We start from the raw sequence: 24715 nt of genomic DNA, 5'->3' as shown, positions 1-24715 counted from the left end.
GGACGGGGAAACCCAGGGGCAGCGATGGGGCGTCAGGGGGCTGTGAATGGCAACAAAATCCGTCCTACCCGCCATACCGTCTCCTGTATTCCGCCGGTGAACAACCGGATGCCCTCCGGAATACCTTGCAGAAATAATTTCCGCAGGAAAAACCGCAGGCCCTGGCAATGGCTTCCACAGATAATGAGGTATTTAAAAGAAGGGAAAGAGCATGGGTCAGCCGCAGATCCGTGAGATAGCTTAAGGGTGCCTGCCCGGTTTCCCGGGTAAACAGGCGGGTGAAATAAGCGGACGAAAGTCCCCTCAGCCCTGCCAGCTCTTCAATGGAAAAATGCTCGGAAAAATGTTCCTTCATATAAAGAATACTGTCCTCCACACAGGCGGAGAGGCCCGGCATAGACGGAGATTCCAGAGTGCGCAGCAGAGAAGAGAGGAAACGGTACACCAGTTCCCCTCCCTCATACCGCCGCAGCTGCCGTCCCTTCCCCATATCTTCATGCAGGTTCAGCCACATCTGTACAGGAACGCTGTCCGACGGAAGGGAAAGAAGGTACCCGAAGCTGTCCCTGATTTTCCGGAAAAAAGGCAGGGCGGCAGGACCCTGGAAATGGACATAGAAATACTCCCAGCAATTATCCAGTTCCTCTTCCGGCAGATAATATCTGCTTTTTTCGGGTATCAGCGAGAAGAAAGCGGTGCCGGGCAGCAGAGGGCTGGATATGCCGTCCCTTTCAAAAATACCTCTTCCCTGAAAGGTATACTGAAAAAGATAGCCGTCGTAGTCCCTGTCATTATTGTCGAAATCATAGGGCTCCGCCTGTCTTTTTTCAATCCCGAAATCCAGAAGAAGCAGGGGCTCGTCCGGCAGCTGGCCGGGATTGAGAAAGCCGAATGTTCCGTAATTTTGTATGGTCAAAAAATTACCCTCCTGTATCGTTTTTTTATTCTTGTATCACAGATATGGGAATATTATAATCAAGTTAAACGGGAAATACAATAATTTCCGGCAGAAAACAGGAAGTGTCAAAAAAATACTATTATGGAGGCTCTTACATGGATAAAAACAAATTTGCCCAAACACCGCCCATGGGCTGGAACAGCTATGATTATTATGATACCTCGGTAAATGAGGAACAGGTGAAGGCCAATGCGGATTATATGGCCGCCCATTTGAAGCAGTATGGCTGGGAATATGTGGTGGTGGATATCCAGTGGTATGCGTACGGTGCGGGAAGCATGCGGGATAAGCACCAGTATATTCCTTTCAGCAAATTGGAAATGGACGAATACGGAAGACTGCTCCCCTGTCCTGAGCGTTTTCCCTCGGCAGCGGGCGGAGCGGGCTTCCGGCCTCTGGCGGATTACATACACAGCCTGGGGCTGAAATTCGGCATTCATATTATGAGGGGGATTCCCCGGGCGGCGGCGCAGCAGCATCTTCCGGTGCTGGGAAGCAGCCAGACGGCGGATGAGATTGCTAATCCGTCCTCTATCTGCGGCTGGAATCCGGACATGTACGGCCTGCGCAGGGAGGAAGAAGGCAGTCAGGCTTACTATGATTCCCTTTTTGCCCTTTATGCACAGTGGGGGGTGGATTATGTCAAATGCGATGATATATGCAACACTAACCTGTATAAAGAAAATCCGTATTCCGCGGCCCACGAAATTGAAATGCTTCATAAGGCCATTGAAAAAAGCGGCAGGCCCGTTGTGCTGAGCCTTTCCCCGGGACCGGCCCTCATCGAAAAGGCCTGGCATTATGAAAAATATGCCAATATGTGGCGGATAACCGATGATTTCTGGGATAAATGGGAGCTGCTCCTGAATATGTTTGAACGCTGTGAACTGTGGCAGAACCATGTGAAGGAAGGCTGTTTCCCGGATTGTGATATGCTTCCTCTCGGATTCCTGGGAAAAGGCTTCGGAGAAGAGAGGCAGACAAACTTTACAAAAGATGAACAGGTTACCATGATGACGCTTTGGTGCATCTTCCGTTCCCCTCTGATGCTGGGCGCTGAGATGACAAAGCTGGATGACTGGACGCTTTCTCTTCTTACCAATCAAAGGGTGCTGGATCTTCTGAAGGAAGGCCATCACGGCGTACAGGTGGAACGGGATAAAACACATGCGGTATGGGCCGGCAGGGAAGAAAAGGAAGGCAGGGTATATGCGGCCCTGTTCAACTTCTGCGAGGAAGAAACGGAGGTTTCGGTATCTCTGGAGGATCTGTATGCATCGGTATCCGCTGCCAACGAAGAAGGAGCAAAACTGACTGCAGAAGAACTCTGGACAGGCGAAACTGCGGAATGTAAGGATGGAAAAGTAACCGGAAGCGTGAAGGCCCACGGCGCGAAGCTGTACCTTCTGAAAAAAAGATAAGGAAAGGGGTTTCTTATGAGTTTTAAAATTGCAATTATTGGGGCGGGAAGTCTGGTTTTTGCCAGGACATTATTTACGGACATCATGTCCGTTCCGGAGTTTCACGACATTGAGGTAGCCTTTACGGATATTAATCCGGATAACCTGGAGAAGGTGACGCACTTGTGCCAGCGTGATCTGGACAGCAACGGCATACCCATTGCCATTCAGGCAACCACGGACAGGAGAGAAGCTTTCCGCAATGCCAGATACATCATTAACTGTGTGCGTATAGGAGGACTTCCTGCATTTGAAATGGATGTGGATATCCCCTTAAAATACGGGGTGGATCAGTGCGTGGGGGATACCCTGTGCACCGGCGGCATCATGTACGGACAGCGTGTCATTGCCGAAATGCTGAATTTCTGTAAGGATATCAGAGAAGTGGCTGAGCCGGGAGCCATCATGCTGAACTATTCCAATCCCAATGCCATGGCTACCTGGGCCTGCAATAAGTACGGCAGGGTAAAAACCATCGGCCTGTGCCATGGGGAAATCCACGGGGAGACACAGATTGGCGAGGTGCTGGGAATCCCCAGGGAAGAGCTGGATATCACCTGTGCGGGAATCAACCACCAGACCTGGTATGTGAGCGTGAAGCATAAGGGCGTAGAATTAAAGGATAAGCTGCTCGCCGGTTTTGAGGCTCATGAGAAATTCAGGGAAGAAGAAAAGGTCAGAATCGATATCCTGAAGCGTTTCGGCTATTATTCCACCGAATCCAACGGCCACTTGTCCGAGTATGTGGCATGGTATCGGAAACGTCCGGATGAAATCCAGGACTGGATCAATACCGACAGCTGGATTAACGGGGAAACAGGCGGATATCTGCGTGTGACAAGGGAAGAACGCAACTGGTTTGAAACAGAATATCCCAAAATCGTGGCGGAGCCTCCTAAGAAATACGACGGCAGCCAGCGCGGAAAGGAGCATTGCTCCTATATTATGGAATCTCTGGAAACGGGGAGAAAATACAGAGGCCATTTCAATGTGATGAATGAAGGCTGTATCACCAACCTTCCTTATGAATCCGTTGTAGAGGTGCCCTGTTATGTGGACGGAAACGGCATATCCGTTCCGAAGCTGGGAGATCTTCCCCTTGGCTGTGCGGCTGTCTGTTCCCAGTCCATCTGGGTACAGCGTCTGGCTGTAGAGGCTGCCGTTGCCGGTGATGTGAATCTGCTGAAGCAGGCGGCGCTCATGGATCCTCTCACGGGAGCCGTGTGCAACCCTCCTGAAATCTGGCAGATGATAGATGAAATGCTCATTGCCCAGGAAGAGTGGCTTCCGCAGTATAAAGAAGCAATTGCCGATGCTAAAAAACGCTTTGCCGAAGGCCCTCTCCTTCCCACCAGGGAGGGATATCAGGGCGCTGTGAGAATCCGCGATAAAACAGTGGAAGAGATCACCGCAGAGCGGGAAAACAGAACCATTACGGCATAAATTGCAGGCAGGAATAATGAAAAAACAGGGGACAGGGTACGTGTATTATGCGGATCCTGTCCCTGATGTGCATTTGGTTTCTTTCTTTTAAGACATCTTGTTTTTTCTTTTCCATCCATTTTTATCTGATTTTTATTATAAAACTCTTGTCCTCGGGAAGGATTTCTGCTATAGTGTCATTACAAACGTAATTTCATTGATCATTCTGAATTCATTGAGGAATCCCTCATAAATTCCAAGCAGAAATTAAATTTTAGAACTAAATAACAATTGATTTTTTACGTATGAGAGTATTATAATAATCAGGAGAGAAAGATGGGGAAAAAGGATATTACCCTGCAGGATTTTCTTGGGGATCCGTATATATTTGCGGATCTTTTCAATGGCTGCTGTTTCGGCGGAGAGCAGGTCATTCATGCGGAGGAGCTCAGCCCGCTTGACAGCGTCCAGTGTACAAAAGATAACCGGGGAACACCGGGAAAAAGGGCAAGGGATATAAAAAAGCTCTTATACTGCCAGTCACCGGCAGCCGTATTGGCGGTGGAGAACCAGGAGTATACGGATTACCGTATGGCGGTCAGATGCATGCGTTACGATGCGGACGAATATGAACGCCAGATAAAAGAGATCATGTCCAGGCATAAAGAGCAGGATGGGATTTCCTATTTTGATGAGGAGGACAGAATTCTTCCGGTTCTGACACTTGTTTTATATTATGGCAGGGATGAATGGAAGCGGCCGCGCACTCTTTTTGATGTGCTGGACTTCAGGAACGCACAGGCGTTCCGGGGGCGTATTCCGGATTATCCGGTACAGATTCTGTCGGTCAGGACGGATATTGATATAGAACTTTTCCGCACGGAGCTGAGGGAGGTTATGGGAATATTACAGCGTGCGGATGATAAAGAAGCAATGAGAAGGTTTTTTGATGAGAACAGGCAGGCTTTTTCGCGGATGACGGAAAGAGGCTTCGAGGTGATTATCTGCAGTACCAATTCCCGGAAGCTGCGGAAATATATTCTGAAAAATACGGAAGGAGGAAACGTAGATATGTGCAGAGCTTTTGATGAGTGGATGGAGGACTGCAGAAAAGAAGGGGAAGCACGGGGAATTAAGATCGGAGAAGAGCGCGGACGGCTACGCGGAGAAAAAAGAGGAGAAAAAAGAGGAGAAAAAAGAGGAATCAAGGAGGGCGAAAAACGTCTTTCACAGCTTATTTTAACTCTTGGGGCCGAAGGCAGAACCGCAGATATTCTCCGGGTGGCGGAGGATGCGTCACTCAGGAACCGTTTATACAGGAAGTATGGTTTATAGAAGAAAAGAATGGAAAGAAGGAAGATGAGAATGGAAAGCTGCACTGGATATTTATTTGTACATTTTACAGGGGAAGAGAAGCTGGGAGAGCAGATTTATTTTGCGCTGAGCAGAGACGGTCTGCATTGGATGGATCTGAATAACGGGAATCCCGTACTGCTGTCGGATATCGGTGAAAAGGGGGTCAGGGATCCCTTTATTCTGCGTAATCCGCTGAACGGGAGATATGTCATTATTGCCACGGACTTGCGGATTGAGGCCGGAAAGGGCTGGAAGGCGGCAGAGGAAGCCGGCAGCAGGAATCTCATCGTATGGGAGTCGGAGGATCTGATTCATTGGGACGGCCCCTTCAGCCACGAGGTTGGAATCCCCGGGGCGGGGTGTGTATGGGCACCGGAAGCAATTTGGGATGAAGTAAGGCAGGAATTTCTTGTATTCTGGGCATCCAAAGTAAGGGAAGAAGGGGAGGCGGAAGCCAGGCAGCGTATTTACGCTTCCCATACAAGGGATTTTCATACATATACAAAGGCTGAAAAGTACCAGGAAGGAATGAATCATATTATTGATACCACGATCCTGAAGGCGGGAGAGTATTATTTCCGGTTTTCCAAAGATGAAACGGTTAAGAACATCAGGCTGGAGAAGAGCAAAAGTCTGGATAAGGAGAGCTTTACTGAGGTACAGGCGCCGGTGCTGAATGAATTGATCGGAGTGGAAGGCCCGGCTTCTTTTCCGTTTAATGACCGGCAGGAATGGTGTCTGATGGTGGATCGATTTGCGGAAGGAAAAGGATATCTGCCCTTGTTAAGCGATGATTTCGGGAGCGGATGCTTCCGTATTCCGGAGGAGCAGGAATATGATCTGGGAAGGACAAAGAAAAGGCATGGAAGTGTGCTGAATCTGACGGAAGAGGAATATTGTGCGCTTTATGAGAAATGGGGAAAGCAGCAGTGATTTTCAGATGACCCTGCCGCAGTGCAGGGTATCCGGCCGGCCCCTGAAGAAGACCCGGGGAATAAGGGGCGGCCGGATGCCGGAAGGTGAGAGCGGACGGAAAATGTCTGATGCCTTTTTGACCTGATAACAAATGATTCGGAGTACTCAGGCATCCAGCATTTTGAGAACGTCTTTTTTGGAACGAAGGCCTATACTGGAGGCTTTCTTCCTGCCGTCCTGGACAAGAACAAGGGTGGGAATGCTGGCGACTCCGAACTGATTGGCGAGGTCAATATTTTCGTCAATATTTATTTTCCCTACTTTGATGTCATTCCTTTCTTCTGCCACGGAATCAACAGTGGAGGAGAACATGCGGCAGGGGCCGCACCAGGGAGCCCAGAAATCCAGAAGAACGGGTTTTTCTGATTCTAATACCTCTGTGTTGAAGTTTTCTGCTGTAATGTTTGTTACTGACATAATGTTCACTCCTTTTTTCATATTTTGTTTTTCTGGTTTCATTGTAACTTTTATATGCGGCAGCTTCCGTGACGATGTCACAAAACTTATTGTCTTTCTGTGATTATTACATGGACGGTATCTCCGGGCTGTTTGTTTATGCGGCTGCGGATGTCTTTCCGCAGGCCGATGATGTGGCCCGGAGTCTGCATCCGGACCAGGCTTCCGTCATAGGGAACACCGTCAAAAAGGGCGTGAACCTTAACACGGCCTTTACCGAATTCTTTCCTGACATCATAAGGGAATTCTACATAGGCTCCGTCGATATCAGGGACTTTCAGAATAAGGGCATCGAATTCGTACTTTTTTTCATTCATAATCTAATTCTCCTTTTTATCGAAAATGAAAGACTGTCGGTTTAAAATTCTGTCTTTCCCATAATTAGGAAAGGCTGTATACTGTTAAGTATACTTGAAATTACATAAGGCTTAAAGCAAAGGAGTGTACGGGCAATGAAAATGTTATGGAAACTGACTAAGGAAGCATCCAGGTATAAGGTACTGTATATATTTGCCATTATATCCACTCTCTGCCTGACGGCAGTAAATCTGGCGGCGCCCAAGGTACTGTCAACCATGACGGGAGTTGTGGAAAAAGGAATGGTGGAAGAGTCTTTAAAGGTTATTATCAGGCTCACGCTGCTGCTGCTGGCGCTGTATCTTTTCCGGGTGGTTTTCCGGTTCCTCAGCAATTATCTGGCACATAAGGCAGCCTGGTATCTTGTGGGGGATCTCAGAAGCAGGATGTATGATAAACTGCAGAGTCTGGATTTGGGATTTTTCCATGACAAGCAGACCGGCGATTTGATGAGCCGTGTGGTAAATGATACCAGGGATTTTGAACTGCTTTATGCCCATATGATTCCTGAAATGATTACAAATCTTGTGACCTTTGCAGGGGTGCTTATTATTCTGCTGGTGATTAACTGGCGTCTGGCATTGATTACCTGCTGCCCTATTCCTCTGATTTTGTTCTCCGGAGTGATTTTTGCTAAAAAGGTAAGACCTTTTTTTAAAGCTTCCCAGAAGTGTATGGGAGAACTGAATGCCAAGCTGCAGGATAACCTGTCGGGGCTTCATGAAATACAGTCCTTCGGGCAGGAGGAATTGGAAAGCGGGCAGGTGAAGGAGAAGAATTTTGAGCAGGTAAGGGCTATGCTCCGGGCCTTGCGGGCCAGCGCTGTGTTCCATCCCTGTGTGGAATTCCTTTCTTCGGTGGGAACGGTTCTGGTGGTATTTTTCGGCGGTCTGCTTGCGTACAGAGGGCAGTTGTCGGTAGAGGATATAGTGGCTTTCGTTCTGTACTTATCTTTATTTTATGCGCCGGTATCCGGTCTGGCAAATCTGTTGGAGAATCTGCAGCAGTCCCTGGCAGGGGCGGAACGTGTCACACTGATTCTGGATACGCCTTCGGCAATACAGGATGCAGAAGATGCTGTGGAGCTGAAAGATGTGAAGGGCAGTATTGCATTTGAGCATGTAAGCTTCCACTATGGCAATAAAATACCTGTGCTGAAGGATATCTCCTTTTCCTGTAAGCCGGGGATGATGGTTGCCCTGGTAGGGCCTACCGGTGTGGGAAAGACGACAATGACTCAGCTGCTGTCCCGGTTCTATGATCCCGTGGAGGGGACTATACGGATTGACGGAACGGATATCAGAAAGGCTACCCTGCAGAGCCTGCGCCGGAATATATCCCCCGTTCTTCAGGATACCTTTTTGTTTAATGGGACAATTGCCGAGAATATCGGTTATGCAAAACCGGATGCCACGCAGGAAGAAATTGAAGCGGCGGCCAGGGCGGCGAATATTCATGATGATATTATGCACATGCCGGAGCAGTATGATACGAAGGTGGGGGAAAGAGGGCTTCGTCTATCCGGCGGGCAGAAGCAGCGTGTGGCAATTGCAAGGGCGATACTGCGGCAGTCGCCTATCATTATTCTGGATGAAGCGACGGCCTCTGTGGATGTGGAGACAGAGAGGCAGATACAGAAGGCTATCAGCAGTCTGACGGGGAACAGAACTATTATAGCTATCGCCCACCGTCTTTCCACAATACAGAATGCGGATTTGATATTGGTCATTCATGAAGGGGAAATTGTGGAGCGGGGAACCCATAAGGAATTGATGGGGGAAAAAGGGTTTTATTACCGTCTTCAGCAGGCGCAGCTGTCGCAGTGAGGCGGCGCTCCCCGGATGAGAAAAATGCTCTTGCTGGTCAGAAGGGATCCACCCTCGGGAACTTCTCGCCTGACGGCAAGAGCATTTTTTTATCCAGGGGCTGGGGGAATGGGGAACTGCAGAAAAGCATAAGGAGGGGATGGGGAGTGTATTTGTTTAATGAGGATATCGGCAGTTGGGAGGATTGGGGAAGGGTTTTTCAGTCAATTGCTGTTTTTGAACCTTTGGTTGGGGCTATTATGAAAGAGGAGAAGCTGGCTTTTGATAGAATTTATAATCTTACACCAGGGACAAATGCGGTTTTCAGGGTGGGGGAGTATGTGTTAAAAATCTTTGCGCCTGAAGAGTGTGGGAGAGGGCAGAACAGGGATTTTGAGACGGAAGTATTTGCTTTAAAATTTGCAGTTGAGCATGGAGTTACGGCTCCGAGATTGGTGGGAAGCGGGGCGTATAAGGATAAGTATGTGTTCCATTATATTGTTTCGGATTATGTAGAGGGAAGGGAGTTTAATGATGAGGTAAAAAGGATGTCCGGGGTGCAGAAAGTGGAAGCTGGGAGGGAACTGCGCAGGCTTGCGGACGGTATGAATGTGCCTTGCGATGATTTTAATGGTATAGATATTTTGGATGGGAATTACGTAAAGAGCAGGTTTGAAAGGTTTGGGGAGAGGTTCAGGGAAGAGCGTTTGGAATATATTCGGACGTTTGAATACGGTGAGAAGGTTTTTGTTCATGGTGATTTATTTGGGGAAAATTGTATTCTGGGTCGTGATGGCAGGTTTTATATCATTGATTTTGCAGATGCGGTGCGGGCTCCGGTTTGTTATGAGTATGCCCTCGTGGCTATTGATTTTTTCAGATTCGATAAGTATCTGTTAAAGGGTTTTTTCGGGGATCTGGATTCTGATGAACTGGCTGAAATTTGTTTGAGCGGGATTTTGATTCATAATTTTGGTGCGGAGGTCATTGAAATGGATATCGGGAAATCATATGAGTTTGAAACGATAGGCGATTTGCGTAAAAGGATAAAAGAACTTATAGATAATTAATGGGGGAAATTATGAAGAAGGTTTTATTTTGGGATTTCGATGGTACGATCATTTATCCGAATGAGTCTTTTTTAGATGCTTTGGACAGTACGGTCAGAGAGTTTGGGGTTGAAATTGAGAGGGAAAAGATTAGACAGTTTCTGCATACGGCTTGTACATGGTACGTACCTGAGGTATCTTACCCGAATGAGATTGGAGAACGATGGTGGGAAAGCCTGTTTGGCAAGTTTATGAGTTTTTTTAGGGAGTGTGGAATACCGGAATCGAATTGGACTCAGATGAATGGATATTTTAAGGGGCGTATTTTGGATTTTGGGGGATATCATTTATATGAAGATGCGGAAGAGGTTTTGGAAAAATGCAGGGAGATGGGATATGAGAATTTTATGATATCAAATAATTTTCCGGAACTAGCGGATATTGTGAAAGCTTTGGGACTGGGAAATTATTTTAAGGATTATATTGTTTCTTCTGAGATTGGGTATGAAAAGCCCAGGTCGGAGATATTTCAGCAAGCGTTGAAAATGGCAGGTTTTCCTGAAGTCAGTTATATGATTGGGGATAATCCGATAGCAGATATACAGGGAGGAAGGGACGCTGGTATGGGAACCATTTTGGTACATGCAGCTGTTGATTCCGAAGCGGATTGGATTTGTGAAAAGCTGATTGATATACCGGCGCTGCTACAGTGAAAGATTTGGTCGGAATCAGCGCCGGGAGTTTTGAAATTCAGCTTGCGGAGCATTGAGCGTATTTTTTGGGAGAAATCCCTACAGCCTTGGTGAAGGCTTTAAGGAAATTGCTGTAGTCGTTGAAGCCGCATAATTCGCAGGTTTCTGTTACGGAATAGCCGGTGCTCAGGAGAGACTTGGCTACAGTGATGCGTTTGGCAGTGATGTATTTGTTTATGGTGGTGCCTGTGGCGGCTTTGAAAATGCGGCACAGGTATGAACTGCTCAGATAAAAATGGCCGGACAGGTCGTCGATGCTCAGCTGGGAATCGATATTCTGGTTGATAAAGGTGAGGATGTCATCAACCTGGGTGTGGTAGGCAGCGCTGTCTGTTATCAGGAGATCGGCAGAGCTTTTGTTGTAAAAGATGCGGTTCAGGAAAACCATGAGTTCGGTGAAGACAGCCTTTTCCTCCAAATCGGCCCCGAAGCCGGTAAAACCAGTGAGTTTATGGACGAAATAGCGGAAACGGTTTTGATCTTCTTCGGTCAGATGGAGTTTATGAGAGATATCGCTGCCTCTGTGGTGGAAACAGTTATTCAGGTCTGTAACGTCGGAGGAGAGACTTTTTAAAAAGTCGGGATAGATGGACAGGACGATCCGTTCATGCACAGCCTGATCGATTTGGGACAGGTAGTGGCTCTCGTATTGATTGATAAAGAAAATATCCCCGGGCTGGATGTCATAAAAACGGTTGTCTATGAGAAATTGTTTGCCGCCGGAGATGGAATAATAAATTTCATAACAGTCATGGATATGCATATCCATGGGTTTCTCGTCATTGTATAAATGAGCTACCGCAAAACTTTTATTTTCTATACAGGATTGAATTGCTGATTTGCAGGAACTGTATTCTTTCATAATTCCCTTACTTTTTCCTTTCTTCTGATTAGTAAAAGATCCCTCTGTTTTGCGGACTTTTTACAGAGAATATGGTAATTATGCGGCCTGTGGAGACAGCATAATCCCCCTTTTTGTACAGTATACGACATAAGTTCAGAATAAGCAAGATTTTAGAGAAAATAACACAAGAACCGGAATATAAAGAATGCTATGATTATTGCAGTAACGTAGTATTCCCGGAATGGCCAGGAAGAGGTTCCGGGAATAAAAGAGACATCAACGGGTTATAAAGGTCAGGAGGTATGGAAGGAATGGAATTAAGAACGGCATCATCGCCAAAGGATGTGAAGCATTATACGACGGAAAGACTGCGTGAGGAATTTCTGATTCAGGGGCTTTTTGCAGCGGATGAAATCAAACTTGTGTACAGTCATATCGACCGTATTATTACAGGAACGGCAACCCCGGTTGGAAAGAAGCTGGAGCTTACGGCAGGGGAGGAGCTTCGTGCGGAGTATTTCCTTCAGAGAAGAGAACTGGGAGTTATCAACATCGGCGGCGCAGGTAAAATCACAATTGACGGAAAAGTGTATGAGGTGGCGCCCAGAGAAGGAATGTATGTCGGAATGGGAGCCAGGGATATCAGCTTTGAAAGCGTGGATGGTACAAATCCTGCTAAGTTTTATCTGAACAGCGCTCCTGCACATACCACATATCCCACGGTACTGATCAAGAGAGAAGGGACGCCGGAGGATGGAGTAGTTATTATTAAGGATGAAAATAAGGTGGAGCTGGGAAGCCTGGAGGAATCCAATCACAGGGTTATATGTAAATATATTCTTCCCGGACAGGTGGAAAGCTGTCAGCTGGTTATGGGAATGACTTCCCTTAAGCCGGGCAGTGTATGGAATACGATGCCCTGCCATACTCACGACAGAAGAATGGAGGTTTATCTGTATTTTGATCTCCCTGAGGACGCTTTCGTCATGCATTATATGGGAGAACCTACAGAGACGAGACATATTGTTGTAAGAAATGAAGAAGCGGTGATTTCACCCAGCTGGTCCATTCATTCAGGAAGCGGTTCCAGGGCATATACCTTTATCTGGGGCATGGTTGGTGAAAACCAGGATTTTGACGACATGGACGGCGTTAAAATGACGGATCTGATGTAAGGAAACTGATGTGGTATATAAGGAGGAATAGAAAATGGGAATTTTGAATGATTTTTCACTGGAAGGCAAAGTGGCACTGGTAACGGGGGCATCCTATGGCATCGGCTTCGCTATTGCGACGGCTTACGCACAGGCAGGAGCTACCATCGTTTTCAATGACATTAAGCAGGAACTGGTGGATAAGGGAATTGCTTCCTATAAGGAAGAAGGGATTGAGGCCCACGGCTATGTGTGCGACGTTACCGACGAAGCGGCGGTATGCGACATGGTTAAGAAGATTGAGGAAGAGGTTGGCGTTATTGATATCCTGGTAAACAATGCCGGTATTATCAAGCGTATTCCGATGCTGGAGATGAGCGCGGATCAGTTCCGTCAGGTAATTGATGTGGATTTGAATGCACCCTTTATCGTTTCCAAAGCTGTTATTCCCGGAATGATCAAAAAGGGACACGGCAAGATAATTAATATCTGTTCTATGATGAGTGAGCTGGGACGTGAAACGGTTTCCGCTTATGCAGCAGCCAAGGGCGGTCTGAAAATGCTTACCAGAAATATCGCATCCGAGTATGGGGAATTCAATATTCAGTGCAACGGTATCGGCCCCGGCTATATTGCTACTCCTCAGACAGCTCCTCTGCGTGAGCTTCAGGCTGACGGAAGCAGACATCCCTTTGACCAGTTTATTATTGCAAAGACTCCTGCGGCCCGTTGGGGAGATACGGAAGATCTGAAGGGGCCCGCTGTTTTCCTGGCATCCGACGCTTCCAATTTTGTAAACGGACATGTGCTTTATGTGGATGGCGGTATTCTGGCTTATATCGGAAAGCAGCCGCAGTAATCATCGGGGAAATCGGATTTGTAAGAATCCAATTTAAAAGAATCAGAAAAGCCGGGATTCCGGCAATAAAAGGTAGTTTGAAGGGCCTTCCTGCGCTCGCAGCGGGGAAGGCCCCTGTTGCTATAGTGGAAATTTCAGAACAGACGGGAGGAAAGAAAGGTGCTGATTTTAAAAGTAATAGATAAGGACAATCAGGTAAAAGCCATGAGCAGCGGAGAGGCGGAAACGAATCTGGCAGTATCCTGCGCCTATCTGGAGGGGGATAAAATCCTTGTGGAAACTACGGAAAGCCCCTGTTGGCTATGGCTTCAGCTGGATGATGCCCTGGGGAAATCGCTGGTGTACCTTACCGGTAATTATGAATATACCATTCCCTTCGGTGAAAAAAGAGTCTGTTATTCTCCGAAGGTATTTTCCGGGGAAAGGCATCTGCTGTCGGCTAAAAAAGCAAAGGATTTTGAAATTCACGCATACCGTAACTTGGCGGTGAATGTAAACGATCAGCATGGAAATAAGGTGTGTTATCCGAGGGCATCCGCTAATGTGGAAACCAGGGGAGAGTCTGTTTTTGCGGCAATGAATGCCATTGACGGCGTAACGGAAAACCGTTCCCACGGGGAGTGGCCCTATGCTTCCTGGGGAATAAACAGGCAGGATGATGCCAAAATCCGGCTGGATTTCGGTCGCCCGGTGGAGGTGGACACCATCATGCTGTATACACGGGCTGATTTCCCTCACGATAACTGGTGGGTGGACGGCAGGATAACTTTTTCAGATGGCAGCCAGATGCAGCTTCCCATGGAAAAATCGGTCCTTCCTCATACGTTTACCTTTGATAAGAAAACAATTACCTGGCTGGAAATGGGAGATTTGATAAAGGCAGATGACCCGTCCCCGTTCCCGGCGCTTACCCAGATCGAGGTATACGGAAAAGAGCAGGGAGTGGAGGAACGCTGAGTTGTACGCGTGCGGAAGCCCGCAGATAGGAGTAAATCAATGAAGCAGATTAGTACAAGAGAAATAGAGAGTTATCTGCAGAAATATATTGCCTGTATGCAGGCCCATGGGGAAGAGTTGATGGATAAACCCATGCCTGCAGCGGATGAAGAGCTGTTTGCCCTGTATGAGACAACAGGGAATCGGCTGAAATATGAGTCGGTATACTTTGCAAGACGTAAGATGCTGGCGGTCTATGGGTGCCTTTCGCTTCTGGAGGGAAAGCCTGAATATCTGAAGAAACTGGAAGAAGTCCTGGACGGTATCTGTGAGGAAGAATGCTGGGCGCTTCCTGCCCATATCAACCGAAAAGAGGATCCGCAGTGGCGTATTTGTGTGGATTTATTTGCTTCGGAAACGGCCCACGCGCTGTCTGAAATCATAAGCGGGCTTAAGGGCCGCCTGCCTTCGGCACTTTGTGAGAAGGTGAGAGAAAATGTATTCCGGAGAGTTTTAACCCCGTTTATGAATGCAGCGGCACCTTATGCAAAGTGGGAAGGCGGAGACAATAACTGGAATGCGGTATGCTGTGGAAGCATCGGCTGTGCGGCGATCTATCTGATGCAGGACGAGCCGGAGCTCCTGAAACCTCTTCTGGATCGTATTGTCTGTTCACTGGATTCTTATATCGCCGGATTTTCCGAGGATGGAGCCTGCATGGAAGGGCTGGGGTATTTCACATATGGGATGACCTATTATACCGGCTTTGCCGATATGCTGTACCGGTATACGGACGGAGCGATCGATCTGATGGAAGATGAAAAATGCAGGCGGATAGCCATGTTCCAGCAGAAGTGCTATTTCCCTTCCGGCAGGACGCTCAGCTTTTCGGACGGGGACAGCAGGGATACCTATAAGATGGGATTGACATGCTTTCTGGCCATGCGGTATGCTGGAGTGGAAATACCTCCCATATCCTGTGCCGGCGGTTTTGATGAGGACAGCTGCTATCGGTTTATGGCTAATTACAGGGATGTGGTTTGGACCCGGAAATATCTGGAGCAGGCGGAAAAAGGGTTGCTTCCCGCTGAGGAAGACGATGGAGCAGCGGACTGTCTTGTGCTGCCCGGAGCCCAGTGGAGTATCTGCAGAGGTCTATCCGGCGGAGGCATGGCGGCAAAGGGCGGAAATAACGGGGAATCCCATAATCACAATGATGTGGGAAGCTTCCTGTATCTGGCGGGGGATGAAATGCTCTTAACGGATTTGGGAGCTGGGGAATATACCCGGGACTATTTCGGCGAAAAGAGGTATGATATCCTGTGCAACCATTCCTTTGGTCACTCAGTTCCTGTTATTGATGGGAAAGGACAGAAGGAAGGAACGGAATATGCATGCAGTCATTTTGAAGCGGACGGCAGCGGCAGAACCGGTATTTCCTTTGGGCAGGCTTATGGAACAGAACGTGTGAAGTCGCTGACGAGAAGCCTGTGCTATGATCCGGCGAAGGAAAGCCTTCAGGCGGAAGATGTGCTGGAGGACAGGGAGACGGGAGAAAATCCTGTTTCCATGAAGGAAAATCTGGTGACACAATATAAGCCTGTAATCGTGGGAAATGCCATACATATAGCGGGAAGAAAATATGGCTGCCGGATAACCGTGGAGGATTTGGAAGGAAGCATTGGCTTTGAGACGAAAAAGCATTCCAATCACAGGGGGGCAGAGGAAGAGGTATATTGTATAACCTGGGAGGTGCCGGCGGACAAAGAAAAGCCGGGGACAAGAAAATGCCGGTTCCGGGTGGAAATGGAGGAAATATGATTAAGGGATTCAAAATGAAGCTGTTTGAAGGGCAGGAAGCGGAATATGAAAGGCGCCATAATCTGCTCTGGCCGGAAATGAAGGATATGATCCATGAGCATGGCGGGAAAAATTACACCATCTTTCTGGACAGAGAGACCCTGACGCTTTTTGGCTGCATTGAGATCGAGGACGAGGAGCTTTGGGCGAAAGGCGCGGACACGGCAATCAACCGGAAATGGTGGGACTATATGGCTGATATCATGGAAACCAATCCGGATAACAGCCCGATAAGCATTGATTTGCAGACTGTTTTCCATCTGGACTGAGGAAGATCGGGGAAAGAAGGAAATGGAAAATCTGATATTCAGTCTGAATGCCACCATTCCTATTTTCCTGATGATGCTGGCAGGGCTGCTTTTTCGGAAGATGGGATTGTTTAATGACAATTTCGTGGAAAAGATGAATCAATTTGTATTCAAAGCCGCCCTGCCGGTGCTGCTGTTTCAGGATCTGTCCCAGGAGGACTTTGCGACCGCATGGGACGGCAGTTTTGTGGGTTTTTGTTTTCTGGCCACTACGGGATGCATCCTGCTGTCCGTGGCTTTATCCTTTTTTATGAAAAAAAGAGAGCTGCAGGGAGAATTCGTCCAGGCATCTTACCGGAGCAGCGCCGCGATTCTGGGAATCGCCTTTATCCAGAATATATACGGAAATTCAGGAATGGCCCCGCTGATGATAATAGGCACCGTGCCGCTTTATAATGTGATGGCGGTGGTGGTATTATCCCTGATGAAGCCGGAAAGAGAAAAGCTGAGCCGGGAAACGCTGCAGAAAACCGGGAAAGGGATTGTAACGAACCCTATTATTCTGGGAATTGCGGCGGGGCTTCTGTGGGCGCTGCTTAAGCTGCCCCAGCCCGTGATAATGGAAAAGACGGTCAAAAATATTGCCGTTCTTGCCACACCTTTGGGGCTGATGGCCATGGGAGCGTCCTTTGAATGGAAAAAGGCCTTTGCCATGGTTAAGCCTGCTTTGGCCTGCAGCGCCCTGAAGCTGGTGGGCTTTGCCGCCGTACTTCTGCCTGCAGCTGTCGGCCTGGGCTTTCGGAATGAGGCGCTGGTGGCTATTCTGGTAATGGCGGGTTCCGCCACTACGGTGAGCTGCTTCGTGATGGCCAGAAATATGGGCCATGAAGGGGTTCTGACCTCCAGCGTTGTTATGATGACCACATTCTTAAGCGCATTTACTCTGACAGGGTGGCTGTTTATACTGAAAACGCTGGCATTGATATAACCATAAGGAGTCCACGCTGCGCGGGCCATTCTTATATACAGGAAAACGCCTGCATCTCATGCTGCCGGGAGGTTTCAATACCCCGGCAGGGGATGCAGGCGTTTTCCTGTATTTTAAGGTATGGGATGAATATCGATCATCTTGTAGTAATAGTCAAACTGGGTGCCGTACAGGCCGATGCCGTCAATTTCGCATTCGCCTACCTGGTTATCATAAGGATCCGCCCGAAGTCCCTGTTTGACAGGGCTGAGAGGCGCCTGGAATTCGGTGTTTGCCACCATCCGGAAGGGATCCAGGTTGCAGAAATAAAATCGGCGGCGTTCTTCATCCCCGGCGCGGAAAGCGCTGCCTCCGAAGGAGAGGTCGGCATGAAGCCAGCCGAAGGGGGCTATATAGAACTGCGCCCAGTCATGAGGGCCGATGGAATCCGGTGTGGCCGAGAGGCCGGACTGCCAGCGTGCAGGAATACCTGCGATACGGCATAAGGTAATGAAAAGCAGGGCCTGTACACCGCAGTCACCCTTCCGGTTGACAGCACAATATTCAGGAATACACTGCAGCATAAAGTATTCCTTCATATAGGAATATTTTATGGTTGTGGTTATGTAATCATAGATCCTTCTGGCTTTTTCCAGAGGATTGGTTTCCTCTCCGATAATATCCGCAGCGAGTGAACGCAGGAAGGGAGTGAATTGAATATGGGGGAGAAGCTCCTGTATTTCAAAATCCGGCTGTTCGGAAGATACGAGAGCGGGATCCGGCTGCTGATAACGGATCGTGCTGTCATATTCATATTCCACCCAGAACCCTTCATTTTCCATCAGTTTTTCCCGGAAGGAAACAGTCCTGGCAGGCGCATGGACAGGCTCCAGGGAAGAAGGAATATGGCTGGTGCGCAGGATACGCACATTGGAAGAAGGATATTCCTCCTTGGGAACCGGCAGATGGACGACCATTTCCCTGCCGGGCCGGAAGTAACCATCTTTGACTTCAAGTCCCGCCTGTATGTGGATGTGATACTGCAGGATTCCCTTTTGCTTGATCTGGCGGATGGTTTCACGCCGGAATTCGGCTGTCCGGGCGGACTCCGCGGCAAGGGCCGGATTGGAACGGGCCGCAATATCCGGGTGTGTGGCAGTCAGTGTTTCAAAAAAACGGCGGAAATATCTTTTTTCTCCATTAACAAAAATAAAATCTATCCTGCCAGCCATTTCCAGTGTCCGGAATTCTTCCTCCGTAAAAGAGGGGATAGTATCCCGGATAAGGGCCAGCGCCTGGGGATAAGAATAGGGAAAATCCTCCGGAAGGTGGATAAGTCTGATTTTTTCCAGTTCAAGCCTGCCCTGAAGCGCTTCCGGGCAGCCGGAGGCAAGGCGGCTGTCGATGAGGGAAATGGCCTGGTCAAAAAAACCGCTTTGGATGCAGCTTTGAATATCTTCCGGAAGCGGCGTGGATAGATATTTTATTTTATCGTTTAAGGTCATAACATGTCCTTTCTTTTGGCGTGCGGCAATATACCGCAGGAGCAAAATAGTATTAACAGCCCCATTTTATCATAGTTTTAAGGAAAGAGACAGTGTAAAAGGTGCTGCAGCCAGTTTTTCACGGTCTGACAGCACCTTTTTCGCTGCCAAAATTTATGCGTTTTCCTCGGGATTATCCGGATCGGGAACAACCGGCGTACTTGTCGGAGGATTGCAGCAGGGATCACAGGGGACGTCACAGGCATCCTTAAGGGTCTCTTCGTATTTGGGCGGCCCAAGCTCCAGGGGCTTGATTGCAAGATCGAGCAGGTCTCCGCAGACAAAGTCAAGGCAGATGGTATCATCGGTAGGACGGGTACAGGCTTTAGGAACAATAGCCTTTCCGTGGTGCGGGATTTTATACTGTGAGAAATAAACGGATTTGAGAATAACACTCAATCCTACGGTTACTGTGCTGTCTTGTGGATCAAAATTCAGGACTTTGGGTATTGCCAGCAGGTTCAGGCCCTGTGACAGGGCGGTATTATCTTCACCAAAGCCGATAACATGGATAATGGCCGGAAGGCCGGTGGCATCTGAATGGGCTACCCCATAGGGGGCAAATATTTCCAGTTCCACAGAGGTGGGATTGGTGTCTTCATCCATATAATCGTAATCTGCAGAGGTATCATCAGCAGGAAGGTAATTGGCGGTAACTGTCTGTGTTCCCAGCACCCTTTTTGCGCAGTCGTATAAGGTCACATAAAAAGTAACCGACAGATTTGTCAGAGTTATGAGATAGCAGTTTGGACGGCCATTGATGGGGACTGCGGTAACAGCCGTATCACCTGTGGTATCAAAAGTAATATCCATAACCTGTACGGAAATGCTGTCTACATTGGTTACAGGCAGCTCCAGAGGAATGTTCCGGCAGAGATTGATGCCAAGCTCATCATATACTACTGGGGTAAGGATTGTAAGACAATCGGGATCACCGCAGATGGGATCCGTGCAGACGTCCAGACATTTGCCTTTTTTGTCAATGCCGCAGCTCACATATCTCTTTGAGCAGCATTTACAGCTTTTGGATTTGCAGTTAGGCATATAGAATGCTCCTTATAAAAATACTTACTATATCCTATGCACTCTGCTTCTTTTTGTTCGGGAATGGAAATATATTTATGATAGGGTATCAGGAGATTGGAAACCTGAGAGTAGCAGTTCCGACAGATCCGGGCTGTTATACCTGAGCAGAGGAAAAGGAGGACGATGCATGGCTTACCAGATTTTGGAGATGGCGGACGGACAAAGAATGGCGTTATATGCACAGGGAAATTCCGTATTATATTGTTTTATGCCTTTTGCAAGGGGCATGATACCTACGGAGGTGAGGAGGGATTATCTGGCTCATTTTGAGGCAGGTGTCTTCCGTGATACGGTATGCTATGTATATGAGGATTTGGAGCATAATGTTATTTTGGATACGCTGGGTGCCGGGCCTGCAAAAATTATTCTTACGGCAGGACCGTTGGGATACGGCTTCTGCAACCTGCGGCTGGCAGTCAGGGAAGGGGAGCTTTATCTGTTCTACCAGGCCTATTCAGGAAGAGACAAGGGCTATGGTCTGTACGTGTGTATGCCCTATCAGGAAAACCGGCGCGGGGTTATTTTTGAAAAAGAAAGCGCCGGGGATGAAGGGATAAAGGCGGAAGACGGCGGTAATGGGGAAAATGTCAAGACCACATCTGCGGGGAAAGCGGTTTTTGTGCCTGTGGATTACCGGATTGTACAGACGGATACCGGCGCCGTACTGACCTGTGTGGACAGAAACAGCGGAGAGGTCAGGGTATTTGAATGGAAAGCGGAGCTTGTCTTTGAAGAACGCAGGCAGATGGGAGAAGAAGAGCATGGGCGCAGACTGAGCAGCCTTCAGGCGGCCTGGCAGGAAGAGCGTGAAGGCTGGGAGATGCAGAAGGAAGAAATACAGGCGGAAGCCCTGGCCAAACTGGGAGAGCTCCAGCAGGAAAGAGAAGAACGTCTCATCCAATGCAGGAAAGAATACGAAGGAAAGGTAAACCGGCTGCGGGGCGAGTACGAAGAAAAGCTCTCCAAATGCAAAGAAGGTTATGAGAAACAGCTTCTCCAGGCAAAACGCCAGTATGACGAGCTGGCGCAGACAGCCATCCGTCTCCAGCAAATCGGCAGGAAGTGGAGGGATAAGTATTTTGAAAAAGAGAGTGATGAAAAATAGCGGCCTCCTATTTGGGAGTGTAGGCAGCAGGTGTCGTACCGTAATATTTTTTGAAAACGGATATAAAATGCTTGGAGCTGACAAAACCGGTCCGCTCGGCGATTTTGTAGATTTTTTCTCCCGGGTTTTCCCTCAGAAGCCGGGCTGCCTGTTCCATTCGTATGCGTAGGAGATAACGGGAATAAGGCTCTCCCATATGCTTATGGAAAATATCGCTCAGATAGCAGCTGTTAACGCCGATTTCTTCAGCGATCTGGGAAAGGCTGATCTGTTCCTGGTAATGGGACAGGATATATTTGCGAGCATTCTCCGCTATCTGCCGGGATTCGGAGAGCTGCAGGGGCTTGTTCGGGCTGAGCAGGGAACAGACAGAAGCATGGAGGGCTTCCGTTACCTTCTCTTCGGAAAAGCTGCCGGTGGAAAGAAAGCTGTCAACGGAGGTAAAGAGCTTTTCATAAGCGGCTTTGCGATAGTGGATTTTGATATGGGAGCGGCTGCACAGGTAGTGCAGCAGGTAGGTCCCGTACCGCAGAAGAGACGCCGCATTGAGGGAATCTTTAAAAAATGCGGCATAGGAAGCCGAATCCACATAAAGCTTTTCCCGGTCGGAAGAAAGGTAATCCCGATAGATGCCGCTGCAGATATCCTGCAGCTGTGTGATTAAATACTGGTTCTGCAGATAGCCTTCATAAAAGTAAGGCGGATATTCTCCAAGAAGAGAAAGAGCACTTGCCAGCGACGCATTGGAAGCGGAGGAGGTCAGCTCAGGAATATCGCTGACCGGTTGGCCGCAGGAAATAAGAATCCGGGGAAAACGATGGGGGAGGACTGTTCCGGTAAGCTCCCGGAAGATCCGGAGTGCCAGCTCATGCAGTTCCTGTGTACCGTCGGCTGTCAAAAGAAAATAAATATCCCCGTTATTGTTTTTGGAGGCCAGGATATGGTTGGTGCGGCAATAATCCTGACACAGCTTCCAAAGCCGGAACTGGCAGACGGTTATATCCAGGGCTGTGCCGTCAGATAAAAGCAGGCCTGGCCCGTCAAGGGAGAGCAGCATGACGCAGCTGTATTTTCCTTCCAGAGTAAAAGAGGCCTTCTCAAGTTCTTCATATAAGGCATAGAATTGTCCCGGATTTTCCTCAATGACAGCAGACAGAAAGAGCCCTCCCAAATCATGGAAATCCATTTCCCGTCCCGTAACGGAGGAACCCGGATGGTCTTGACGTTCTCCGTCCAGCTGCTCCCGGACATTCATCAGTACATCGGACAGATCATTATCATTCAGGGGCTTGAGAAGATAGTCGGTAACCTGGTATTTCAGAGCATTGCGCGCATATTCGAATTCATTATAGCCGGAAAGAATGATAACCTTTGTCCGGGGAAAGGCTTCATAAATATATTTGGAAAGCCCCAGGCCATCCATTTCAGGCATCCGGATGTCCGTGATAACGAGATCAAAGCGCTGCTTCTGCAGCCAGTCCATGGCCTCCTTTCCATCGCTGGCAATGCCTGTAACAGAGAAAAAAGGGCAGATTGCAGTGAGGTTATTGGCCAGATAGGTTCTCATAAGAGGTTCGTCATCTACAATAAGTGTTCTGTACATAAAATACCTTCTTCCTTTGAAATAAGCAGGGGAATAACGAGAGTAACGGAGGTCCCTTCGGCGCAGGAGGTTATCTGCAGGCCGGAGGCGGGACCGAAGCGCAGCCGCAGCCGTCTGTGTACATTGATCAGGCCGATGCTGGCCTCCAGATTATTTTCCTCCCCCTCCTTGTCAAGGCCGGTTATCAGTCGCTGAAGGATAGCTTCAGGGATACCGGGACCGTTATCCGCAACACGGATAAGCAGCTGGTCTTTTTGGATGACGGATGTAATCGTAATCGCGACAGGAGTCCGGCTCGCCTCACAGCAATGCTTGATCGTATTCTCAACGAGGGGCTGAAGGGAAAGAGCCGGAATCAACACTGGCTCCGTATTTTTTTCTATCTTCAGATCATAGGAGAGCCGGTCTCCGTAACGGATTTTCTGAAGGTTCAGATAAGAGGAAACAAGAGAAAGCTCTTCCTTTAAAGGGATTTCTTTATCCGTATTCATGATGCCACGGAGAAAACGGGACAAGTCCTCGATACACAGGATGGCATCCCTGGATTCCCCGCATTTTATGAGCAGGCTGATGGTATTCAGCGTATTATACAGAAAATGCGGCTTTATCTGGCTGCACAGGGCGTCATATTGAGACACTTTGTGCAGGTAACGGGCCTCATACACTTTTTTTATCAATTCGGAGTTGCGGTCTATTACATTTTTCAGATTGCTGGTCATCGTATTGAAGGAACTGGCAAGATAACCGATCTCATCATTCTGCTCAATGGGCACCTGCACAGTCAGGTCGCCGGTCTGTACGATTTTCATGGAGTCAATGATATGGTATAACGGATGTAGAAACCGTCGGATAAACAAAATGAATATACCAATTGAGGCCACGATACAGATGAAGGCAAGAAAAACGGTCCGGCTCAGGTTGGCCTTCGCCCGGCTTGTCAGGTTATTGTAAGAATGAATCGCTATGATCCGCAGGCCCGATTCCTGAAGCGTGGTTACGTTCACGATATATTTTTCTCTATTGATATAGCAGGAAAAATCACCGTTTCTTGTCTGCAGAGACAGTTCATATAAAAGACTGCTGTCCGCCAGATCATTCTTGGCATATACCACTTCTTCATTTTCATTGATTACAAAAAGAGCTCCCTGATTTTCCAGCTTCACCTTGTCACAGATACTTTTAATACCCGTATAGTTGGCATCAACCTTTATCACTCCAAGTATATAATTGTTATTCTCCTTACTCCGCAGACGCCGCGCCACAGAAAAAATCTGAGTGCGCCTCTCCCCGAATGCCTTTTCAGAATGGATGGGTATATAAATCGGATTATTCGTGGAAAGAGCCTCCTTATACCACGCAGCCTCTTTATAGCTGTCATAATCCTCCATCTGATAAGGCGTCCGCGTATACGAATAAATATCATCATCAGTCAGTATATAAACCCGCAGCACTTCATCCCTGGGAAGAGTCATTACCGAAGAAAGAAAAGTCTCAATCGTCCTTTTCTTAGTAAGGATTTCCTCCGGCGTACGGGGAGAAGAGGCGATTTCCTCCATGATTTCATCATTATAGTACGGAGAAAGAGTAAGCCGGTATAACTCATCAATATAGTTATCGATATTAACCCCTGTCTGCTCAATGATCTGCTGTGTCTGATTGATAGTCTGCCTGGTAAGCTGCTGGGAATGCCACAGATAATTAAAAAAGGAAACACACAATACCAGACTTATATTAAACAGAGATATCATCAATACAAGCTTCGTCTTAAAATTAAGATGCAGTTTTGTTCTATGCTTCCCTTTCATACGAAATCCTTTCCGGACTATAATCCTTTTCCTGCTGATTATGTTACACTGATACTGTCTGGAATTCCTCACCGTCCCCTGCGGCTGTGGTGCCTGCCCGGTCCTGGCTCCTCT

General features: G+C 48.1%; 22 protein-coding genes. 14 read left to right on the top strand and 8 right to left on the bottom strand.

Features of this window, described 5'->3' with window-relative positions; translation table 11 throughout:
* Positions 1–64: 64 nt before the first annotated feature.
* A complete protein-coding gene (locus BLA28_RS00545; protein ID WP_069155588.1) occupies positions 65–916 on the bottom strand; it encodes a helix-turn-helix domain-containing protein in 852 nt (283 codons plus the stop codon).
* 137 nt (positions 917–1053) lie between these two features.
* Between BLA28_RS00545 and BLA28_RS00540 the strand changes: the two genes are divergently transcribed.
* From BLA28_RS00540 to BLA28_RS00525, 4 genes are all read left to right on the top strand, one after another.
* On the top strand, positions 1054–2379 hold the full coding sequence (locus BLA28_RS00540) for a glycoside hydrolase family 27 protein (RefSeq protein ID WP_071698857.1): 1326 nt from the start codon (positions 1054–1056) through the stop codon (positions 2377–2379).
* 15 nt (positions 2380–2394) lie between these two features.
* Entirely contained in the window at positions 2395–3861 is a 1467-nt protein-coding gene (melA, locus tag BLA28_RS00535; protein WP_071698856.1) for an alpha-glucosidase/alpha-galactosidase, read from the top strand.
* A 315-nt stretch (positions 3862–4176) separates the two neighbouring features.
* The gene (locus tag BLA28_RS00530; RefSeq protein WP_071698855.1) at positions 4177–5175 is read left to right on the top strand and encodes an Rpn family recombination-promoting nuclease/putative transposase; all 999 of its coding nucleotides are present in this window, start codon (positions 4177–4179) and stop codon (positions 5173–5175) included.
* 30 nt (positions 5176–5205) lie between these two features.
* Entirely contained in the window at positions 5206–6129 is a 924-nt protein-coding gene (locus BLA28_RS00525; RefSeq protein ID WP_071698854.1) for a glycoside hydrolase family 43 protein, read from the top strand.
* A gap of 147 nt (positions 6130–6276) precedes the next feature.
* Here BLA28_RS00525 and trxA read toward each other — a convergent pair whose 3' ends face one another.
* Together trxA and BLA28_RS00515 are read right to left on the bottom strand one after the other, a co-directional pair.
* Positions 6277–6609: a thioredoxin gene (gene trxA, locus BLA28_RS00520; RefSeq protein ID WP_071698982.1), complete on the bottom strand. Its 333-nt coding sequence runs from the start codon at positions 6607–6609 to the stop codon at positions 6277–6279.
* Positions 6610–6674: 65 nt separating this feature from the next.
* Positions 6675–6944 carry a DUF1905 domain-containing protein gene (locus BLA28_RS00515; RefSeq protein WP_009254206.1) on the bottom strand — a complete coding sequence of 90 codons (270 nt, stop codon included), beginning with the start codon at positions 6942–6944 and terminating at the stop codon, positions 6675–6677.
* Positions 6945–7079: 135 nt separating this feature from the next.
* Between BLA28_RS00515 and BLA28_RS00510 the strand changes: the two genes are divergently transcribed.
* From BLA28_RS00510 to BLA28_RS00500, 3 genes are all read left to right on the top strand, one after another.
* Positions 7080–8810, top strand: coding sequence for an ABC transporter ATP-binding protein (locus BLA28_RS00510; RefSeq protein ID WP_044964544.1), 1731 nt, complete (start codon positions 7080–7082; stop codon positions 8808–8810).
* A gap of 146 nt (positions 8811–8956) precedes the next feature.
* Entirely contained in the window at positions 8957–9859 is a 903-nt protein-coding gene (locus tag BLA28_RS00505; RefSeq protein ID WP_141702846.1) for an aminoglycoside phosphotransferase family protein, read from the top strand.
* 11 nt (positions 9860–9870) lie between these two features.
* The gene (locus BLA28_RS00500) at positions 9871–10551 is read left to right on the top strand and encodes an HAD family hydrolase (RefSeq protein ID WP_169897189.1); all 681 of its coding nucleotides are present in this window, start codon (positions 9871–9873) and stop codon (positions 10549–10551) included.
* 37 nt (positions 10552–10588) lie between these two features.
* Here BLA28_RS00500 and BLA28_RS00495 read toward each other — a convergent pair whose 3' ends face one another.
* The gene (locus BLA28_RS00495) at positions 10589–11452 is read right to left on the bottom strand and encodes a helix-turn-helix transcriptional regulator (protein ID WP_069152243.1); all 864 of its coding nucleotides are present in this window, start codon (positions 11450–11452) and stop codon (positions 10589–10591) included.
* Positions 11453–11745: 293 nt separating this feature from the next.
* On the opposite strand from BLA28_RS00495, the gene kduI reads away from it, so the two are divergent.
* The 6 genes from kduI (at position 11746) to BLA28_RS00465 (ending at position 17479) form a co-directional block, all read left to right on the top strand.
* Positions 11746–12609: a 5-dehydro-4-deoxy-D-glucuronate isomerase gene (gene kduI, locus BLA28_RS00490; RefSeq protein ID WP_069156539.1), complete on the top strand. Its 864-nt coding sequence runs from the start codon at positions 11746–11748 to the stop codon at positions 12607–12609.
* 34 nt (positions 12610–12643) lie between these two features.
* On the top strand, positions 12644–13447 hold the full coding sequence (locus BLA28_RS00485; protein ID WP_009254189.1) for a gluconate 5-dehydrogenase: 804 nt from the start codon (positions 12644–12646) through the stop codon (positions 13445–13447).
* Between the two features lie 159 nt (positions 13448–13606).
* The gene (locus BLA28_RS00480) at positions 13607–14404 is read left to right on the top strand and encodes a DUF7402 domain-containing protein (RefSeq protein WP_081329777.1); all 798 of its coding nucleotides are present in this window, start codon (positions 13607–13609) and stop codon (positions 14402–14404) included.
* A 39-nt stretch (positions 14405–14443) separates the two neighbouring features.
* On the top strand, positions 14444–16204 hold the full coding sequence (locus tag BLA28_RS00475; protein WP_069155583.1) for a heparinase II/III family protein: 1761 nt from the start codon (positions 14444–14446) through the stop codon (positions 16202–16204).
* Entirely contained in the window at positions 16201–16512 is a 312-nt protein-coding gene (rhaM, locus tag BLA28_RS00470; RefSeq protein ID WP_069156537.1) for an L-rhamnose mutarotase, read from the top strand. Before BLA28_RS00475 ends, rhaM begins: the two co-directional genes overlap by 4 nt.
* Positions 16513–16534: 22 nt before the next feature.
* Positions 16535–17479: an AEC family transporter gene (locus BLA28_RS00465; protein WP_069155582.1), complete on the top strand. Its 945-nt coding sequence runs from the start codon at positions 16535–16537 to the stop codon at positions 17477–17479.
* 113 nt (positions 17480–17592) lie between these two features.
* Here the strand turns inward: BLA28_RS00465 and BLA28_RS00460 are convergent, their stop codons facing one another.
* Positions 17593–18963, bottom strand: coding sequence for a transglutaminase-like domain-containing protein (locus BLA28_RS00460; protein ID WP_069155581.1), 1371 nt, complete (start codon positions 18961–18963; stop codon positions 17593–17595).
* 153 nt (positions 18964–19116) lie between these two features.
* Complete coding sequence (locus BLA28_RS00455; protein WP_069155580.1) at positions 19117–20046, bottom strand: hypothetical protein; 930 nt, start codon at positions 20044–20046, stop codon at positions 19117–19119.
* Positions 20047–20215: 169 nt separating this feature from the next.
* Between BLA28_RS00455 and BLA28_RS00450 the strand changes: the two genes are divergently transcribed.
* A complete protein-coding gene (locus tag BLA28_RS00450) occupies positions 20216–21193 on the top strand; it encodes a hypothetical protein (protein WP_069155579.1) in 978 nt (325 codons plus the stop codon).
* Positions 21194–21200: 7 nt separating this feature from the next.
* Here BLA28_RS00450 and BLA28_RS00445 read toward each other — a convergent pair whose 3' ends face one another.
* Together BLA28_RS00445 and BLA28_RS00440 are read right to left on the bottom strand one after the other, a co-directional pair.
* Entirely contained in the window at positions 21201–22796 is a 1596-nt protein-coding gene (locus BLA28_RS00445) for a response regulator (RefSeq protein WP_069155578.1), read from the bottom strand.
* Positions 22775–24601: a sensor histidine kinase gene (locus tag BLA28_RS00440; RefSeq protein ID WP_069155577.1), complete on the bottom strand. Its 1827-nt coding sequence runs from the start codon at positions 24599–24601 to the stop codon at positions 22775–22777. Before BLA28_RS00440 ends, BLA28_RS00445 begins: the two co-directional genes overlap by 22 nt.
* Positions 24602–24715 lie beyond the last annotated feature (114 nt).

This window comes from Eisenbergiella tayi (assembly GCF_001881565.1).
Taxonomy (GTDB): domain Bacteria; phylum Bacillota; class Clostridia; order Lachnospirales; family Lachnospiraceae; genus Eisenbergiella; species Eisenbergiella tayi.
Note: the sequence above shows the minus strand (reverse complement) of the source record. Positions and strands in the feature narration are given on the sequence as shown.

Excerpts from the sequence above, each read along its gene's own strand:
- BLA28_RS00540 (WP_071698857.1), top strand. The coding sequence starts at position 1,054 with ATGGATAAAAACAAATTTGCCCAAACACCGCCCATGGGCTGGAACAGC.
- melA (WP_071698856.1), top strand. The coding sequence starts at position 2,395 with ATGAGTTTTAAAATTGCAATTATTGGGGCGGGAAGTCTGGTTTTTGCC.
- BLA28_RS00530 (WP_071698855.1), top strand. The coding sequence starts at position 4,177 with ATGGGGAAAAAGGATATTACCCTGCAGGATTTTCTTGGGGATCCGTAT.
- BLA28_RS00525 (WP_071698854.1), top strand. The coding sequence starts at position 5,206 with ATGGAAAGCTGCACTGGATATTTATTTGTACATTTTACAGGGGAAGAG.
- trxA (WP_071698982.1), bottom strand. The coding sequence starts at position 6,609 with ATGAAAAAAGGAGTGAACATTATGTCAGTAACAAACATTACAGCAGAA.
- BLA28_RS00515 (WP_009254206.1), bottom strand. The coding sequence starts at position 6,944 with ATGAATGAAAAAAAGTACGAATTCGATGCCCTTATTCTGAAAGTCCCT.
- BLA28_RS00510 (WP_044964544.1), top strand. The coding sequence starts at position 7,080 with ATGAAAATGTTATGGAAACTGACTAAGGAAGCATCCAGGTATAAGGTA.
- BLA28_RS00500 (WP_169897189.1), top strand. The coding sequence starts at position 9,871 with ATGAAGAAGGTTTTATTTTGGGATTTCGATGGTACGATCATTTATCCG.
- BLA28_RS00495 (WP_069152243.1), bottom strand. The coding sequence starts at position 11,452 with ATGAAAGAATACAGTTCCTGCAAATCAGCAATTCAATCCTGTATAGAA.
- kduI (WP_069156539.1), top strand. The coding sequence starts at position 11,746 with ATGGAATTAAGAACGGCATCATCGCCAAAGGATGTGAAGCATTATACG.
- BLA28_RS00485 (WP_009254189.1), top strand. The coding sequence starts at position 12,644 with ATGGGAATTTTGAATGATTTTTCACTGGAAGGCAAAGTGGCACTGGTA.
- BLA28_RS00475 (WP_069155583.1), top strand. The coding sequence starts at position 14,444 with ATGAAGCAGATTAGTACAAGAGAAATAGAGAGTTATCTGCAGAAATAT.
- rhaM (WP_069156537.1), top strand. The coding sequence starts at position 16,201 with ATGATTAAGGGATTCAAAATGAAGCTGTTTGAAGGGCAGGAAGCGGAA.
- BLA28_RS00465 (WP_069155582.1), top strand. The coding sequence starts at position 16,535 with ATGGAAAATCTGATATTCAGTCTGAATGCCACCATTCCTATTTTCCTG.
- BLA28_RS00460 (WP_069155581.1), bottom strand. The coding sequence starts at position 18,963 with ATGACCTTAAACGATAAAATAAAATATCTATCCACGCCGCTTCCGGAA.
- BLA28_RS00455 (WP_069155580.1), bottom strand. The coding sequence starts at position 20,046 with ATGCCTAACTGCAAATCCAAAAGCTGTAAATGCTGCTCAAAGAGATAT.
- BLA28_RS00450 (WP_069155579.1), top strand. The coding sequence starts at position 20,216 with ATGGCTTACCAGATTTTGGAGATGGCGGACGGACAAAGAATGGCGTTA.
- BLA28_RS00445 (WP_069155578.1), bottom strand. The coding sequence starts at position 22,796 with ATGTACAGAACACTTATTGTAGATGACGAACCTCTTATGAGAACCTAT.
- BLA28_RS00440 (WP_069155577.1), bottom strand. The coding sequence starts at position 24,601 with ATGAAAGGGAAGCATAGAACAAAACTGCATCTTAATTTTAAGACGAAG.